We start from the raw sequence: 15,286 nt of genomic DNA on the forward strand, positions 1-15,286 counted from the left end.
GTGTTCTACCGGTAAGTAAAAAACCGCATTTATAGCCAGTCCGCACCCGATAGTTGGATAACTTAGGTTAACGTTCCACACCTTAACATGCAGCGATATGAACAATGAATTCAAAAGGCAGCTTGCAAAAACCCTGACAAGGTACCTGACCAGAAACAAGGAACGCGACCGGAATATCCGGTTAATCGATCACCAGCGCTACTTTGATATTGACTCGCCCGCCAGAGTGAAGAAGTTCCTGGAAAGGAGAAACTTCGGTGTGACCGACACGCAGGAAATTCTGGCGACGGAAAGCAGCCTTCCAAAACCTGCTGAAAAGCCCGTGCAGACAGTACAGGTCAAAAGCCTGGAAAGGATACTCGGCACCAATGATCTTGTTGACATCTCTTTTTTATACAAAGCAATCCAGTTTTCGAAAACGGTTGGGCGGATCTGGCTTACAGACACAGCCGACAAGATCATCGGCTATGGAACAGGCTTTATGATCTCGCCTGTTTTGATGATGACCAACCACCATGTACTACCCGACGCTTTGACAACTTCGGGCGCCAGGCTGGAAATGAACTATGAGTTTGACGCGGGTCAGGTTCTGCGTGCGTCAGACATTTTCAGGCTTGAACCTGACACCTTTTTTATAGCTGACGAAGAACTGGACTATGCAATCGTTGCTGTTGCGCCGGTAAGCAGTACAGGCAGACCTCTTTCAGAATACGGCTTTAATACGCTGATCCGGGAGGAAGGAAAAACCATTATTTCTCAATGGCTGAATGTAATTGAGCACCCGAACGGTCTTCCCAAGCAGATTGGCCTGCGGGAGAACCAGCTGATTGATGTGCTCGACAATTTTTTACATTACAAAACCGATACTGCACCGGGAGCTTCCGGATCCCCGGTTTTCAATGAAAGGTGGGAAGTTGTGGGCTTGCATCATTCCGGCGTGTACGAACAGGATTCGGCGGGCAATATCATCGCGGTCGACGGAACGGTGTGGAACAGTTCAATGGGCGAGGATAAAATCAAATGGATCGTCAATGAGGGCGTGAGGATCAGTTCTATCCTGAAACATATGGACAGCCGCATGCTCACAGGCAGACAAGCCAGTTTGTACCAGCAACTTTTTACCGCGAGACCAGTTATTGAGAAGCCGGAGATAGCTGATCCGCAAAGCTTCTCACCGGAGCCTGTTATCGCCAATACCGACGGCAGTGTGACAATAACACTCCCACTATCCGTCACTTTCAGGCTCGGCAATGCGGCCGTGCCGATTATACAACCAGTTGTTCCGCAGCCTGCGACTGATCAGCTGGCATTGACTCCGCAGCCCGTAAGCGAAGCCGCTATCTTGCAAAAAGCAAAGCAGGAGCTTGCTGAACGCACCGATGTTTTGAATGTAAGAATGGGCTACGTTTTCGAAAATGGGTGGATCACGCGCAAACGGGCCATAGTGGTGACGGTACCCAGACGAAAACAGATTGATGAGCTGGTACGCGGTGACTCCTCTCCCCTGCCCGCGTCTTTACTGGGTTACCCCATTGAAGTTTCGGGTCCGACCATTGAGGAAGTGATCCGGTTTCACGAAGGTCCGGAAATACTTGAGTCACTGATTAACCCGCCCGGTTTCGCTATGGAGAGCCGCTACTTCCCTCCCGCTGGCGTCGAGCTGAAACGGGTCCAGGACTTCATGAAAGTGAATGCCAATGTAAGCCCTGAACAGGGTTGGCGTAATCTGATGCCCTTTTTGGAAGGTACTGAAAGATCACTGATTGTGGGAATGTACGACTTTGGCGCGCCCCACATCCTCAATTCAATAGCAAGCCTGCCGAAAAAAGAGTCTTTCGAAAAGATGACCATGGCGATTCAGGTTGGCTCTAACGCAGGTGAAGGCACGAAAAAAGACGACCTCGAAGATGCAGAAATGGTGGAGGAACTAAGTGAGAAGCTGGGACCGAAGTTCAGTAATGCCTGGGTGAAGATTGGCTCTAAAAACGGCTGGGTACCTTCCAGCTATCACATTAAAACCGCTGTGCGAGACACTAGGTACCTTTTCCTGTCAAGCGGCAGCTGGCAGTCTTCCAACCAGCCTAACCTGGACAAGCTCGAAAATGTGACGCAATCCTTTTTACTGAAAAACTACAACCGTGACTGGCATGTACTTGTTGAAAATGAGCAGGTAGCGGAGACTTACGAGCAGTTTTTGCTGCACGATTATGAAAACAACAAACAAACCATTCTCAACCCTGCCGAGGAGTCACTGGCGCCTGAGCTGTTTTTCCTGATCCCGGCATTTGAACAACTGTCCGAAGCGGAGGATGCAATTGCTTATGAATCTTTTGAGCCTTTCAATGCGGAAAGGGAATTTACAGTAACACCGCTATTGTCTCCCGACAACTATTTTGAAGAGGTACTTGCATTGGTACAATCGGCGACGAAGGAGCTTTTTATCCAAAACCAGACATTCAATGCGCCCAAACCCATGCACGGGAAATTGCAGCAGCTGATCGATGCGGTGCTGCAAAAGCAGCAGGAAGGGATTGATGTGAAGATTATTTTCAGGAATTTTATTGCTGCCGAAGCGCGCAAAAACCTGGAAGCACTCGTTGAACTGGGATTTGATCCGGCGCGGATCAGAATGCACGATAAATGTCACACCAAAGGAATAATGGTGGACCGGGAAAAGGTACTGATCGGAAGTCAGAATTGGTCTAATGATGGAGTTTCTGTCAACAGGGATGCAAGCCTGTTATTTGAGGATCAAGAACTTACTAATTATTTCCGACAGATATTCCTGCATGATTGGGAGAAGCTGGCGAAGAATAACATCGGTCGTGAAAGTCTTACCATTCAGGTCACCAATGCGACTGATCCTGTGCCTGCGGGAATGGTCAGAGTGGGTTGGTCGGACATTTTGGAGACGCTCTGAATCCCTTTAAAGCTGTAAACTAAATTTATTCCGATATGAAAATCTCAGCTAAGCTCAAAAACAGTTTTAACGAACATTACCTGGAAGTAGCGACGAATGGAGCGACCAGGAATGTTCAAATTCCGCCGAAGCCTACTGGTTACGGGTCGGATATTAATGGAGGTGAAATGTTGTTACTGGCACTGGCGACGTGTTTTTGCAATGATATTTACAGAGAAGCAGCTAAAAAGGACATATCTGTTTCGGGCGTAGAGGTCAACTGCACAGCCGATTTTGGTGCGGAAGGTGAACCGGGGAGTAATTTCCAGTATACCGTCAAGGTTTCGTCCGATTCACCCAAAAACGTGATTGAGGAGCTGATTGAACATACAAACCGCATTGCAGAAATCCATAATACACTCCGGATCGGAACTGCAGTCACGCTTGTTAATTCCTGATATGAATTAACGAAAAAACGTTAAACCTGCTCTTTACAGGTTTTCAATGTACTTCTGTCCGCCGAGGTAACGCATTTGCCGGACGATCTGACCGGTGCGCCTGTTGACGTAGGCGGATGGATTTTTAATGGAAAATTTGATCGGATTAGGAAGTACCGCAGCTATCCTTGCCGCCTCGTTGCGCGTCAGCTTTTTGGCCGATTTGTTGTAAAAACGTAGCGAAGCAGCTTCCACGCCGAATGTCATTTCTCCCATTTCGGCAACATTGAGGTAAACTTCCAGTATCCGCTCTTTATCCCAGATCAACTCGATCAGCACTGTAAAATAAGCTTCAAGTCCTTTTCTGAGATAACTTCTTCCGTGCCACAGAAAAACATTCTTGGCAACCTGCTGTGAAATGGTGCTGGCGCCGCGTGCACGCTTTCGCTTTTCTGTCACTGCATTGTAAATCTGGTCAAAATCAAATCCCCAGTGCTTCGGGAAGTTCTGATCCTCCGAAGCAACTACTGCCAAAGCCACTTCTTTCGAAATATTCTCATAGGGTTCCCAATCATGAAAAAGCTCGGTATCCTCGTCCGCTTTGAACGCTTCCATTTTTCGTGAAAGCATATAGGGCGTCACCCAAACCGGTACAAACCTGAGAATCACTACCCAAATAATAGAAACTCCGAAAAACAAAATCAAAATTCTCAGCGCAATGAACTGCAAACGGCGGAGCATAAAACTTTTCACTTCAACAAACAGAAACCAACGAACAAATTGAGCGTACAAAGAACAGAAACTAATCAGGTTTAGACAAAGAAATCAAAACCATTATTTATCCGTCTACATCCGCTGTCCTATGAATGAAGAGATCCTGAGTTTTGTCTGGCGCTTTCAATATTTTGATTCCGCAAATCTGCTCACAGATGAAAATTTGAGCATTTCAGTTATCCGAACCGGCTACAAGAACACCAATGCCGGTCCCGATTTCCTGGAAGCCGGCGTAGTACTCGGCGGAGTTCACTGGTACGGGAGCATTGAAGTGCACGTGAGGTCGTCGGACTGGTTTATGCATGCACACGAAATTAATCCTGCTTATGAAAGCGTGATACTGCATGTTGTTTGGGAAAATGACAAACCGGTTTTGCGGCAGGATGGTACACTTGTTCCTACGTTGTCACTTAAAGGGTTGATCAAAGATACGGTGCTGCAAAGGTACAGCCTGTTGCAGGATCAGCACGAAGGGATTCCCTGTCATGCGCTTTTCAACCAAATACACGAGATACATAAATTCGCTATGCTCGACCGGGTGCTGCTGGAAAGGCTGAGCCGAAAAGCCGGCGAAGTGGCTGCTTTGCTGGAAGTCAACAAAAATGACTGGGACCAGACTGCGTACCAGTGGCTGGGAAAGCATTTCGGGTTCAAACTGAACGATCCCGCATTTCTGAGATTGATGCAGATTGTGCCCTGGAAAATTCTCCGGAAGCATCGCGACCGGCCCCTGCAAATTGAAGCCATTCTTTTTGGCACCGCAGGATTGATCCCGGAGCGGTCGGAAGATGTGTATGTCCGGATGCTGCAGCAGGAATTCAGGTTTCTCGGATCGAAATACAAGCTTGCCGAACAGCAGATGAATGCGCACGAATGGAAATATGCGCGGCTGCGGCCTGCGGGGTTTCCTACAATCAGGATTTCGCAGCTGGCACAGCTCCTGAGTGCCGAAAGCACCCTGTTTTCACAAATTATCTCACTGGAATCTTTTGCCGATCTGCAGCAGCTGTTTCACTTGCGGCAGTCTGACTATTGGACACAGCATTATGTGTTTGACAAAAAGGCTGCGGCGCCTGTCCCTGCAATGGGCAAAGATGCAGGCGCACTGCTGATTATTAACGGCATAATTCCGGTACTGGTCGCTTATTCGAAGCATAGAAACCAGCCGGAGCTGCTGGATAAGGCGATTTACTGGCTTTCACAACTTCCGTCGGAAAACAACCGCATTACAAGAGAATGGGCAACCCTGGGAATGCAGGTGAAAACATCTGCCGATTCCCAGGCGCTGATTGAATGGTATAATAACTATTGTATGCCAAAAAAGTGCCTTGAATGCACCGTAGGAGCAGGATTGGTCCGGGCTGTTTAGCCTTTTACGAGGTTAACACCGGTCAGCAGGAATACAGTACCTACCAAAAAAGGTACAACCGATTCCCATTTTGAAACGGTGAGCCCAAGTACAGGCTTGTCTGACAGGAATGCGATGCAGGCAAAAAGGAGTACTGAAATGCCTAGAATTGTCAAAAGCGCACCGAAGAACCGCTTGAACTGGGTATTTTCCATTGAATTGGTGAAAGAGAAGATGTTTTTGGTAAAAATATAAATTAGTGCCTTATGCTATCAAAATATGTACCGGATCATTGCACGGAAAGTCCCATTTTCCTTCCCTCTTCCACCATAAAAGCGTATGCCGCCTCGTATTCGTTGGGGATGGTACCCTCCAGGATCGCTTCCCTTACAAGTTCCTTGATAATACCGACCTCTTTGGCAGGTTTGAGGCCGAAAGTCTGCATAATCATTTCCCCCGTGATCACGGGCTGGAAATTGCGCAGCTTGTCGCGTTCTTCCAGGTCTTTCAGCTTTTGCTCAACGAGATCGAAATTATGCAGGTACTTTTTTACTTTTTCAGGATTTTTGGAGGTAATATCTGCCCGGCACAGCTTCATTAATGCTTCTATATCCTCGCCCGCTTCCACCAGCAGCCTGCGCATTGCGGAGTCGGTAATATCTTCCTTGGAAAGAACAATGGGCCGCAAATGCAGTCTGACGAGCTTTTTGACAAAACGCATTTTTTCGTTGAGCGGCAATTTCATTCTCCGGAAAATCACGGGAACCATCCTAGCCCCGACTTCCTCGTGGTTGTGAAATGACCAGCCTATTTTTTTGTCAAACTTCTTGGTAGCCGGCTTGGCAATATCATGCAGGATCGCAGCCCAGCGCAGCCAAAGATCGTCTGTGTGCTGCGACACATTATCGAGCACCTGTAACGTGTGGTAAAAATTATCCTTATGTCCCTTCCCTTCAATGTTTTCCACGCCTTGCAGCTCAATCATTTCAGGGAAGATAATGTGAAGCAATCCTGCGTGAAAAAGCAGCTTGAAGCCGTAAGAAGGTGTTTTGGAAAGAATGATCTTGTTGAGCTCATCGGAAATCCGCTCCATGGAAACAATGGAAATCCGGTCTTTCATTTTGACAATCGCATCGAAAGTGTCTGCTTCAATGTCAAAATTGAGCTGGCTCGCGAAGCGGATTGCGCGCATCATGCGCAATGGATCGTCGGAAAAAGTAATCTCCGGCCCTAGCGGGGTCCGGATAATCTTCTTTTTAAGATCTTTAACTCCCTCAAATGGATCAATGAGCTCTCCGAAAGTGCCTTTTTTCAGACTGATTCCCATTGCATTGATGGTAAAATCACGCCTGTTCTGATCATCTGAAAGAGTACCGTCTTCTACGGCCGGCTTACGGGAATCGGCGCGGTAGGATTCTTTGCGCGCTCCTACGAATTCTATTTCAAGATCGCCCTGACGGATCTGAGCAGTTCCGAAATTGCGGTAAACACTAACAAAAACATCGTGGCCCAGCTGGCTGGCTACCAATTCAGCGAGGTCAATCCCGCTTCCGATGCAAACAATATCGATATCCTTACTGTTTCTTTTAAGTATCAGGTCCCTTACAAACCCGCCGATGACATACGCCTCCACACCCAGCTCAGCCGCAGCCTTCGCCACGATCTCCAATATCGGATAGCCGGATAATTGCTCTTTGAAATTCATGCGGCAAAGGTAATATTTTCTTGTTTTGCCCGTGCCGGCGCGAAAAAAGTTACTTGTGAGGGTACTTAATTGTTTCAGCCATTATATGCTGAAAGCTTACCGCTCTAATTGATAATCGCCAATTAAGCTACTTACCGATACATGCAGCAATACCGAAAGATTTCTGATCATGTCGACCGTTAATTTTCGTTTCTTGTTTAATATTTCTGACACGCGGCTTTTCCCTCCTACTGCTTCCGCCAAATCAATCTGCTTCAACTGCATTTCTTCCATTCGGATTTTGATTGTCTCAATTGGGTCAGGCTCTCCGATCGGATAATATTCATCTTCATAAGCCCCAACGAGCAACGCAAGCACATCAGCCTCGTCACTTTCCGGCGAGCCAACAGGTGCATTGAAAACTTCTCCCAGCCGCTTCAAAGAAGTACGGTACTGTTCTTCTGTCTTGATTAGTTTAAGCATAGCTAAATTGTATTTGCATTGATCCTGTCATATTCCTTATGCGTACCTACGAAACGGATGTACACAAGCTGTTTACCAAAATCAAATTGCGCTATCAGCCTGTGCGAATTACCTTTTATGTTGAATACAATTCTGCCATTTTTCAAAATACTGGCAGTACCAAAGACAAGCTTGATCTCAGCAGGCGATTTGAAATCATTCATCAAAATTGTCTTATACCAAATTTTAAGACATTGTTCTGTGTCAGGATGAGTTTGCCAGTACTCAACTAAGGTGCTTTTCGCAAAAATTCGCTTCATGAATATGCAAGGTCAAAAATAACAAAAGTTCCCAAAATGAGAACTCTATTTAGACGCTTGCTTTCACAAAAGGTCACAATCAAATTTTATCCCCCTCAGCTATTCACCATAAAAAACGCGGTCCGCGGAAAACGGTCGAAGAGCTCGTCTTTTAATTCGTTATCTATCGGCAACTTGCCAACTGCTTCCGACATGCATTGCAGCCAGGCTACCGCGTCGTCTTCCGAGATTGTATGGGGCATGTGGCGGGCGCGCATCATCGGGTGACCGTATACTTCTGAATAAAGCTGCGGACCACCCAGGAACTGTGTCAAAAACAACCGCTGCTTTTCCTTGATCAAATCCTTATCCGTCTTAAACAAACGCGAAATAAGTTCGTGGCTGAAAACGAGGTCATAGAAATCGTCTGTCAGCTGGCGCAGTGCTGCATCTCCGCCGATGCGTTCGTATAATGTTTGGTTTTCCATTCTGATCTGCAAATTCTAATTATCAAAACGCATATGCTTCACAGACTCGCCCGAGCGCGCCAGTTCTGTCAAGGCCTCAATGCCGATGTCAAGATGTTTTTTAACAAAGTTGGTGGTCACTTTTTTATCGCTCTCTTCCGTCTTCACGCCCTCTGGTACAAGCGGATTATCTGAAACAAGCAACAATGCGCCGTGCGGAATGGAATTGGCAAATCCAACAATAAAAATCGTTGCGGTTTCCATATCGATCGCCATTGCGCGGATTGCACGCAGGTACTCTTTAAACTCCGCGTCGTGCTCCCAGATCCTTCGGTTGGTTGTGTAAACAGTGCCCGTCCAATAATCCATTTTGTGCTTTTTGATACTGGCCGATACCGTACTTTGGAGCCGGAATGAAGGCAATGCAGGAATTTCAGGCGGCATATAATCGTCGCTCGTACCTTCGCCGCGAATGGCCGCAATCGGCAGGATCAGGTCGCCTACCTGCGTCTTTTTCAGTCCGCCGCATTTACCCAGGAACAGTACAGCCTTGGGATTAATCGCAGACAGCAAGTCCATGACAGTAGCCGCCATCGGACTTCCCATTCCAAAATTGATAATGGTAATGTCCTTAGCAGTAGCAGTTTGCATCGCACGTCCGTGCCCTTTTACAGGCACATCAAACTTCTCCGCAAACATGGTTACATAATTTCCAAAATTGGTCAGCAGGATATAATTCCCAAACTCTTCTACCGGCGTTCCCGTATAGCGCGGGAGCCAGTTTTCGACGATTTGCTCTTTGGTAGTCATGATTTCAGACAGTTAATTGGCTGGGGCTGCTGTGATGTGTATCTTCGTTTTATGGAATCCTTGAACCTCCCAGCATTTGCCTATAAAGTTAAACAGGTTAATGGGAAACCGCATATTTTCGATATTATACGCAGGAAATTCGTAACCCTCACGCCGGAAGAATGGGTACGCCAGCATTTCATCCATTTGCTGATTACACACTACGGTTACCCCAAATCCCTGTTCGCGATAGAGACCGGCCTGCAATACAATTCGCTGTCGAAAAGGACGGATATCATGGTCCTGTCTTCCAACTCCCTCCCCTTTTTACTGGTGGAATGCAAAGCGCCGTTTGTACCTGTTACTGAGGCAACCTTCGCGCAGATCAGCCGGTATAATTTTACACTTCAACCCCGGTTTTTGGCAGTAACCAACGGCATGAGCCACTATTGTTTCCAGGCTCTCGAAGGACAAATCAGCTTCATGGACGATTTTCCTGCTTACCGGGAAAATAACCTGTAAAAAAGGAAAGCCTGTCACAAACGGACAGGCTTTGCCAAATTATTATTAGCCATGAAAAATTATTTCGCCGCTACTAATTTCACGTCGATTGTAAAATCATCATTGATCATTTTGTCGCCCAGGTTGTCGAAAAACGATTTTGAGTTGTATTTGATATCGTATTTAGAACGGTCAACTACCATCTTACCAGTCGCTTCTGCACCATTTGCAGTAGTTTTTACAGTTACCGGGAAAGTAACAGGCTTGGTAATTCCTTTGATCGTCAAATCACCGGTTACGTCGTAAACACCAGCAGATTTCGGAGCAGCTTTTGTTACTACGAAAGTAGCAGTCGGGTGTTTTTCAACAGAAAAGAAATCATCAGATTTCAAGTGACCGATCAGCTTTCCGTTGTATTCTTTATCGGTAAGGTCAGTACAAGTAATGCTGGTCAGGTCGGCAACGAATTTACCGCCAGTCAATTTAGCGCCATCAAGCGTAATTGTACCTTCTTTCAATGCAATTTTTCCTGTATGCTCGCCAGTTACTTTCTTTCCTACCCAGGTAAGCTCGCTTTTTGAGGTGTTTACTTTCAGATTAGTGGCTTTTTTACCGTCCTCAGCAGAAACAGAGGCAGAAACAAACGCAGCAACTGCAAGGGAGGCAAAGAAAAATCTCACTGATTTCATTGTAGTTTTCATTGTAATTTAAATTGAATTGTTTATTGTGATTATTGTTTTGAGTGAAAATTATTGTTCGGCTTCCCTGACCTTGTCAAGCAGGGCACTGATCTGATCTGCTTCTTCTGGCGTGATGATATTGAACCTGTCTTCCCATTGATCCACGTAAGGATCCAGTTCGGCAAGCAACCTCAGTCCCTCCTCTGTGATCAGCACATCCACGGCGCGCCTGTCTTTTTCGCAGGAACTGCGCTTTGCCAGATTTTTGGCAAGTAACTTGTCAACCAGTCTCGACGTATTCGAATTCCGGTCGAGCATACGCTCGGTAATGTCACTGACCTTGATTGGCGTATTACCCTGTCCGCGCAAAATGCGCAGTACATTATATTGCTGTGACGTGATATCGTGGCCCTTGAAAAATTCGAGCTGCTTATATTCCAGCCAATTGGTCGTATAAATCAAGTTCAGTGCAAGTCGCTGGTACGGGCTCCGAAATTTTTTTTGTTTGATATCAGTTTCAATTGACATGGTGTCGGGCTTTAAATGCAAATAATATGTATATACATTTAATGTTGTAACATCTATTTATTCTTTGATAGTTCCTTGCTGCTGAAAATATTTTCAGCAAAGACATTTTACAAAACCCATTCAGCTACGTTTCAATGATTTACCTCCGAAAACCAGTAATCCTCGCGTCCAACTCACCACGCAGAAAGCAGCTCCTCACCGATCTCGGCTTTGATTTTACAGTGGACGTGCTCCCTATCGACGAGAGTTTTCCGGCAGAGATGCCCACCCACGAAGTTGCAGGCTATATATCAGGTGCAAAGGCGGAGGTATTCAGGGGTAAGCGGCCGGGGGATATTGTGCTGACTGCCGACACGGTGGTAGTAGCGGAGAACCGGATTCTGGGGAAACCCGCAGATGAAGCAGAAGCTTTCGAAATGCTGAGATTATTGTCAGGCAAGAAACATGACGTGGTCACCGCAGTGAGTATCCTGTCGGACAATGGGCTGGAAACGGTGTCGGATACAGCAACAGTTTATTTCCGCGACCTCGAAGATTCGGAAATATCCTACTATATTGACCTATGCAAACCGTTTGATAAAGCAGGTGCTTACGGGATACAGGAATGGATCGGAATGACCGCCATTGAGAAAATCGAAGGTTCTTTTTACACGATCATGGGCCTGCCTGTTCACATTGTCTACCAGAAGCTGAAACCCTTTTTCAGGGATTAAAAACGTTCAATGATTGCCGACAGATCAAAATTTATCCCGCGTGTTTGTTATGAAATATTCGTCCGCTCTTTCTGCGATTCGAATGGAGACGGGATCGGTGATCTGAAAGGTATCATTTCAAAGCTTGATTACCTGGCTGATCTGGGCATTGAAGCGATCTGGCTCACTCCCATTCATCCATCGCCGAGTTACCACAAGTACGATGTGGTCGATTATTTCGCAATCGAGCCTGAATACGGCACCATTTACGATTTCAGGAGGCTGCTCTATGAAGCGCACAAAAGGAAAATCGAGATATACCTCGACCTGATCGTTAACCACACCAGTACGCTGCACCCGTGGTTTACCGAAGCCCGCAAAAGTCCGGATAACCGTTTCAGGCAGTTTTATTGGTGGATGACACCGCCGCAGATCGACGCGCTAGGCATATCTCGACGAGAAACTTCCGACGATTCGCAGGTTGTATATCCCTGGCACGAGAATGCAGAAGATCAGCAGAAATACTACGGCCTTTTTTACAAAGGAATGCCCGATCTCAACTACCACTCCCCTGCGCTCCGGACCGAGCTTGAAAAAATTATCGATTTCTGGCTGGTCGAAATTGGCGTGGATGGTTTTAGGCTGGATGCAGCCCGGCACATTTATCCTGAATGGGAAAAACAGCATAGTCTTGAATTCTGGGATTTCTTCGCCGGTTTGATCAGGAAAAGCAATCCGAATGCATTTACCGTCGGGGAAGTCTGGGCGGAGACGGAGGAAGTCGCACCCTATTTCAAGCACCTTGACGCTACCTTTCACTTTGACCTGAGTTTTGCATTACAGCGCATTCTGGTGCAGGAACAAGACGAAGAGCTGATTGAAAAACTCAATGCGTGCTACGCCCTTTTTGCCGAATACAATCCGCATTTCATAGACGCGACAATGCTCACCAACCACGATCAGGAGCGGATAGGAAGTGTGGTGGTCAACCATCCGGATAAGATAAAGCTGTCGGCCAGTATCCTGCTTACCCTGCCCGGCCAGCCCTACATTTACTATGGAGAAGAGATCGGTATGCTGGGCTCAAAGCCCGATCCGCACATTCGCGAGCCATTTTTGTGGACCGAGAGCCCGGAAGATGAGCCAGGTACTACGGGCTGGATTAATGCGAAATTCACTACCTCTGAAACCGTCGTTCCATTATCCAGGCAAGCCGCCGACCCGCAGTCCATTTACCACCATTACCGTACATTGATCCGCCTGCGCAAAGCCGAACCTGCGTTATGCCAGATCATTAACCCAAATCTTTCACCGGTAGACCTGTCTGACGAACAACTGCTTGCATTTCTTCGCCCGCATCCCACGCGACCGGTGCTCGTCATTCACAATTTGTCAGGTACAACCAAAAGTATCAGGATACCGAACATCCTCCTGGATATGCACGAAGTCATTTTCACCAATGATCCTAAAATTGCCGGTGACTTCACTGGCGGACTGCTGGCACCTTACGCCAGCCTGATTTTGACTGCCGCGGCCGTTACCTTCAAATCTGAGCTTACCGAACAGTAGTTGCAGCAACACAGCCCGCTTTTTGTTCAATTATCTAATCCGCCCAAACACTTTCCGGTCTATGAAAATCGCGTTTCAGCTTTTTGCATTCTTCACAATCGTACATACAGCCTTTGCCCAAAAGCAATATCCCACAATGGGTAAGGTGATTTTTGAAGATGCGGCATTTGAAAAACTGATTGCAAAAGACACAAAGGTGGAGGTACTCGCCTCCGGATTCGACTGGTCAGAAGGCCCGGTTTGGGTGAAAGAAGGCGGCTTTTTACTTTTTTCGGATGTTCCCAAAAACAGGGTTTACAAATGGGAAGAAAAAAGCGGGTTATCTGTTTTTCTTGAAACTTCGGGCTATACCGGAAAAGGTGTTTACAGCGACGAGCCCGGCAGTAATGGATTGATTATCGATAGCAAAGGCAGGCTGGTATCCTGTGAACACGGCGACCGACGCATTTCGGCAATGCCGCTGCAGGTTGGAGGCAAGCTTACACTGGCTGATCGTTTTTCAGGAAAGCGGTTTAACAGCCCGAACGATATAACAGAGCATTCGAATGGAAGCTACTACTTCACCGATCCACCTTACGGATTGAATAAAAAACACGAAGATCCGTCGCGCGAAATTGCGCAGTTTGGCGTGTACAGGATCGCAAAAGACGGGACGGTAACCCAGGAAATCGCGGATCTGACAAGACCCAACGGGCTCGCTTTTTCTCCTGACGGGAACACCTTATATGTAGCCCAGTCCGATCCCGAGAAGGCAATTATCATGTCTTATCCGGTAGACGCAAGCGGAAAAGTGGGCAAAGGCAAACTCGTATATGACGCCACTCCCATGCTCAAAGCTGGCAAAAACGGGCTGCCCGACGGGTTAAAGGTAGATAAAGATGGAAACCTGTGGTCTTCCGGGCCTGGCGGAATGCTGATCCTGACACCCACAGGCAAACTCCTGGGCCGGATTGAAATGAATGAGCTAACTTCTAACTGCGCCTGGGGAGGCGACGGAAGTACGTTATACATGACTGTCGACGGTTACGTTTGCCGCATCAAAACACTAACAAAAGGGGCAGGCTGGTAACTTAACGGTCGGTCCGTCGCACGGAGTTCAATGTAGATTCTACTTCCGATTTTACGGCGGGCCAGTTGTTTTTTCCGTCCCGGTAAATGTGCGTGTAAGCCTTGTAAAGTGTTTTCTGGTCCTCATCAATGCGATCGAGCTGATCAGAAATCACCTGCCTTCCTGAGTTACGTGCTGATTTGTATTCACCAATCAAACTATCCCATCGTTTTTCAAGGTTGCTGATTTCATACAAAACTACCTCCCCCAGCTTGTCCATATCCTGGTACTGCAGAACCAAATCCCGGTTATAATCTGCGTCTCCTGCACCGCGGGAGTTTCCTTCATTGATTTTGCCGTAATCCCGGCGGTAAGAATCGTCGGAGCCTGTCGTCCTTGAACTTCTGTAACGGTCTGAATCGGAGTCGTAAGTAGATGTACCGTGCCGTTGATCGTACCTTTTCTGCAGGGTTGCCGAGCAGGAGATCTGGAGTGCTGCAACTACCGCAAGCAGAAAAATTGTAAATGGCTTATTCATGAAGTGTTCAGGTTAAAAATTGTGTCTTAAACCAATGCTGAGGTTTGGATTGAAGTAAAAGAATTTTGGGATCAGTTCAAGATACCCGCCACCTTCTACAAAGAATGAAGCCGGTTTTTGGGCAAAGAAAAATTCCAGCCCTACTGTTGCCGACGGACCAGTGGAAATGTTGGTAGTATACACCGATTTCACATTGCGGTCGGGATAGTACCGCCTCGAATTGACCTGCACACCCGGACCCGCATACGCAGAAATACGTTCGTTGAACAAAGGCACGTACCATTCATAACTTACATTGAACATCACGCCCACACTGCCCATATCATCGTTGCTCACCTTGTAATTATCTTTGCTTTTAAACAATCCAATGTAAGTTCCAAAGCTGATATCCAGCGCATTGCGCTCTCCGTATTTACGCACACTTACTGCAATTGGCTCACCCACTTCAAATCCCAATGCCCAATCCTGGCTTTGCGAAAAAGCATCTGTAACGAATAGAAAAAGGGTGGAAAGAAGTAGTAGCTTTTTCATACTGGCTGGCATGTTTTAATAAATTGAATTGACTGAATAC

General features: G+C 46.9%; 18 protein-coding genes. 7 read left to right on the plus strand and 11 right to left on the minus strand.

Features of this window, described 5'->3' with window-relative positions; translation table 11 throughout:
* Positions 1-97 precede the first annotated feature (97 nt).
* Both ASG33_RS11825 and ASG33_RS11830 read left to right on the plus strand, forming a co-directional pair.
* Complete coding sequence (locus ASG33_RS11825; protein WP_056284881.1) at positions 98-2,920, plus strand: phospholipase D-like domain-containing protein; 2,823 nt, start codon at positions 98-100, stop codon at positions 2,918-2,920.
* Between the two features lie 35 nt (positions 2,921-2,955).
* Complete coding sequence (locus ASG33_RS11830; protein ID WP_056284883.1) at positions 2,956-3,357, plus strand: OsmC family protein; 402 nt, start codon at positions 2,956-2,958, stop codon at positions 3,355-3,357.
* A gap of 33 nt (positions 3,358-3,390) precedes the next feature.
* Here the strand turns inward: ASG33_RS11830 and mtgA are convergent, their stop codons facing one another.
* Positions 3,391-4,077, minus strand: a complete 687-nt coding sequence (gene mtgA / locus ASG33_RS11835) for a monofunctional biosynthetic peptidoglycan transglycosylase (protein WP_056284886.1) — start codon at positions 4,075-4,077, stop codon at positions 3,391-3,393.
* A gap of 121 nt (positions 4,078-4,198) precedes the next feature.
* Here mtgA and ASG33_RS11840 point away from each other — a divergent pair, with 121 nt between their 5' ends.
* A complete protein-coding gene (locus tag ASG33_RS11840) occupies positions 4,199-5,479 on the plus strand; it encodes a DUF2851 family protein (RefSeq protein ID WP_056284891.1) in 1,281 nt (426 codons plus the stop codon).
* On the opposite strand, the gene ASG33_RS11845 is transcribed toward ASG33_RS11840, so the two are convergent.
* From ASG33_RS11845 to ASG33_RS11870, 6 genes are all read right to left on the minus strand, one after another.
* On the minus strand, positions 5,476-5,673 hold the full coding sequence (locus ASG33_RS11845; RefSeq protein ID WP_031526592.1) for a hypothetical protein: 198 nt from the start codon (positions 5,671-5,673) through the stop codon (positions 5,476-5,478). The two genes, ASG33_RS11840 and ASG33_RS11845, sit on opposite strands and share 4 nt — an antisense overlap.
* Positions 5,674-5,747: 74 nt before the next feature.
* Positions 5,748-7,163, minus strand: a complete 1,416-nt coding sequence (locus tag ASG33_RS11850) for a CCA tRNA nucleotidyltransferase (protein WP_056284894.1) — start codon at positions 7,161-7,163, stop codon at positions 5,748-5,750.
* A gap of 96 nt (positions 7,164-7,259) precedes the next feature.
* Positions 7,260-7,625: a type II toxin-antitoxin system HigA family antitoxin gene (locus ASG33_RS11855; protein ID WP_056284895.1), complete on the minus strand. Its 366-nt coding sequence runs from the start codon at positions 7,623-7,625 to the stop codon at positions 7,260-7,262.
* 2 nt (positions 7,626-7,627) lie between these two features.
* Positions 7,628-7,924, minus strand: a complete 297-nt coding sequence (locus ASG33_RS11860) for a type II toxin-antitoxin system HigB family toxin (RefSeq protein WP_056284898.1) — start codon at positions 7,922-7,924, stop codon at positions 7,628-7,630.
* Positions 7,925-8,019: 95 nt separating this feature from the next.
* Positions 8,020-8,391, minus strand: coding sequence for a globin (locus ASG33_RS11865; RefSeq protein WP_056284901.1), 372 nt, complete (start codon positions 8,389-8,391; stop codon positions 8,020-8,022).
* Between the two features lie 15 nt (positions 8,392-8,406).
* A complete protein-coding gene (locus ASG33_RS11870) occupies positions 8,407-9,180 on the minus strand; it encodes an AMP nucleosidase (protein ID WP_056284903.1) in 774 nt (257 codons plus the stop codon).
* A 51-nt stretch (positions 9,181-9,231) separates the two neighbouring features.
* On the opposite strand from ASG33_RS11870, the gene ASG33_RS11875 reads away from it, so the two are divergent.
* The gene (locus ASG33_RS11875) at positions 9,232-9,681 is read left to right on the plus strand and encodes a type I restriction enzyme HsdR N-terminal domain-containing protein (RefSeq protein ID WP_056284906.1); all 450 of its coding nucleotides are present in this window, start codon (positions 9,232-9,234) and stop codon (positions 9,679-9,681) included.
* Between the two features lie 59 nt (positions 9,682-9,740).
* Here the strand turns inward: ASG33_RS11875 and ASG33_RS11880 are convergent, their stop codons facing one another.
* A complete protein-coding gene (locus ASG33_RS11880; protein ID WP_056286435.1) occupies positions 9,741-10,349 on the minus strand; it encodes a YceI family protein in 609 nt (202 codons plus the stop codon).
* A 60-nt stretch (positions 10,350-10,409) separates the two neighbouring features.
* Positions 10,410-10,868, minus strand: coding sequence for a MarR family winged helix-turn-helix transcriptional regulator (locus ASG33_RS11885; protein ID WP_056284909.1), 459 nt, complete (start codon positions 10,866-10,868; stop codon positions 10,410-10,412).
* Positions 10,869-11,002: 134 nt separating this feature from the next.
* Between ASG33_RS11885 and ASG33_RS11890 the strand changes: the two genes are divergently transcribed.
* The 3 genes from ASG33_RS11890 to ASG33_RS11900 all read left to right on the plus strand — a co-directional run bounded on the left by ASG33_RS11890 (position 11,003) and on the right by ASG33_RS11900 (position 14,198).
* Positions 11,003-11,581, plus strand: a complete 579-nt coding sequence (locus ASG33_RS11890) for a nucleoside triphosphate pyrophosphatase (RefSeq protein ID WP_056284912.1) — start codon at positions 11,003-11,005, stop codon at positions 11,579-11,581.
* A gap of 9 nt (positions 11,582-11,590) precedes the next feature.
* A complete protein-coding gene (locus ASG33_RS11895) occupies positions 11,591-13,129 on the plus strand; it encodes an alpha-amylase family glycosyl hydrolase (RefSeq protein ID WP_056284915.1) in 1,539 nt (512 codons plus the stop codon).
* Positions 13,130-13,190: 61 nt separating this feature from the next.
* On the plus strand, positions 13,191-14,198 hold the full coding sequence (locus ASG33_RS11900; RefSeq protein WP_056284918.1) for an SMP-30/gluconolactonase/LRE family protein: 1,008 nt from the start codon (positions 13,191-13,193) through the stop codon (positions 14,196-14,198).
* A 1-nt stretch (position 14,199) separates the two neighbouring features.
* Here the strand turns inward: ASG33_RS11900 and ASG33_RS11905 are convergent, their stop codons facing one another.
* The gene (locus ASG33_RS11905) at positions 14,200-14,715 is read right to left on the minus strand and encodes a hypothetical protein (protein ID WP_056284922.1); all 516 of its coding nucleotides are present in this window, start codon (positions 14,713-14,715) and stop codon (positions 14,200-14,202) included.
* A 12-nt stretch (positions 14,716-14,727) separates the two neighbouring features.
* Positions 14,728-15,246 carry a hypothetical protein gene (locus ASG33_RS11910; RefSeq protein WP_056284925.1) on the minus strand — a complete coding sequence of 173 codons (519 nt, stop codon included), beginning with the start codon at positions 15,244-15,246 and terminating at the stop codon, positions 14,728-14,730.
* Positions 15,247-15,286: the final 40 nt, after the last annotated feature.

It is taken from the genome of Dyadobacter sp. Leaf189, from assembly GCF_001424405.1.
Lineage (GTDB): Bacteria > Bacteroidota > Bacteroidia > Cytophagales > Spirosomataceae > Dyadobacter.

Bases quoted from the DNA above. Each gene is read 5' to 3' on its own strand.
- ASG33_RS11905 (WP_056284922.1), bottom strand. From the start codon at position 14,715: ATGAATAAGCCATTTACAATTTTTCTGCTTGCGGTAGTTGCAGCACTC.
- ASG33_RS11885 (WP_056284909.1), bottom strand. From the start codon at position 10,868: ATGTCAATTGAAACTGATATCAAACAAAAAAAATTTCGGAGCCCGTAC.
- ASG33_RS11865 (WP_056284901.1), bottom strand. From the start codon at position 8,391: ATGGAAAACCAAACATTATACGAACGCATCGGCGGAGATGCAGCACTG.
- ASG33_RS11910 (WP_056284925.1), bottom strand. From the start codon at position 15,246: ATGAAAAAGCTACTACTTCTTTCCACCCTTTTTCTATTCGTTACAGAT.
- ASG33_RS11825 (WP_056284881.1), top strand. From the start codon at position 98: ATGAACAATGAATTCAAAAGGCAGCTTGCAAAAACCCTGACAAGGTAC.
- mtgA (WP_056284886.1), bottom strand. From the start codon at position 4,077: ATGCTCCGCCGTTTGCAGTTCATTGCGCTGAGAATTTTGATTTTGTTT.
- ASG33_RS11870 (WP_056284903.1), bottom strand. From the start codon at position 9,180: ATGACTACCAAAGAGCAAATCGTCGAAAACTGGCTCCCGCGCTATACG.
- ASG33_RS11900 (WP_056284918.1), top strand. From the start codon at position 13,191: ATGAAAATCGCGTTTCAGCTTTTTGCATTCTTCACAATCGTACATACA.
- ASG33_RS11845 (WP_031526592.1), bottom strand. From the start codon at position 5,673: ATGGAAAATACCCAGTTCAAGCGGTTCTTCGGTGCGCTTTTGACAATT.
- ASG33_RS11890 (WP_056284912.1), top strand. From the start codon at position 11,003: ATGATTTACCTCCGAAAACCAGTAATCCTCGCGTCCAACTCACCACGC.
- ASG33_RS11850 (WP_056284894.1), bottom strand. From the start codon at position 7,163: ATGAATTTCAAAGAGCAATTATCCGGCTATCCGATATTGGAGATCGTG.
- ASG33_RS11875 (WP_056284906.1), top strand. From the start codon at position 9,232: ATGGAATCCTTGAACCTCCCAGCATTTGCCTATAAAGTTAAACAGGTT.
- ASG33_RS11855 (WP_056284895.1), bottom strand. From the start codon at position 7,625: ATGCTTAAACTAATCAAGACAGAAGAACAGTACCGTACTTCTTTGAAG.
- ASG33_RS11830 (WP_056284883.1), top strand. From the start codon at position 2,956: ATGAAAATCTCAGCTAAGCTCAAAAACAGTTTTAACGAACATTACCTG.
- ASG33_RS11895 (WP_056284915.1), top strand. From the start codon at position 11,591: ATGATTGCCGACAGATCAAAATTTATCCCGCGTGTTTGTTATGAAATA.
- ASG33_RS11840 (WP_056284891.1), top strand. From the start codon at position 4,199: ATGAATGAAGAGATCCTGAGTTTTGTCTGGCGCTTTCAATATTTTGAT.
- ASG33_RS11860 (WP_056284898.1), bottom strand. From the start codon at position 7,924: ATGAAGCGAATTTTTGCGAAAAGCACCTTAGTTGAGTACTGGCAAACT.
- ASG33_RS11880 (WP_056286435.1), bottom strand. From the start codon at position 10,349: ATGAAATCAGTGAGATTTTTCTTTGCCTCCCTTGCAGTTGCTGCGTTT.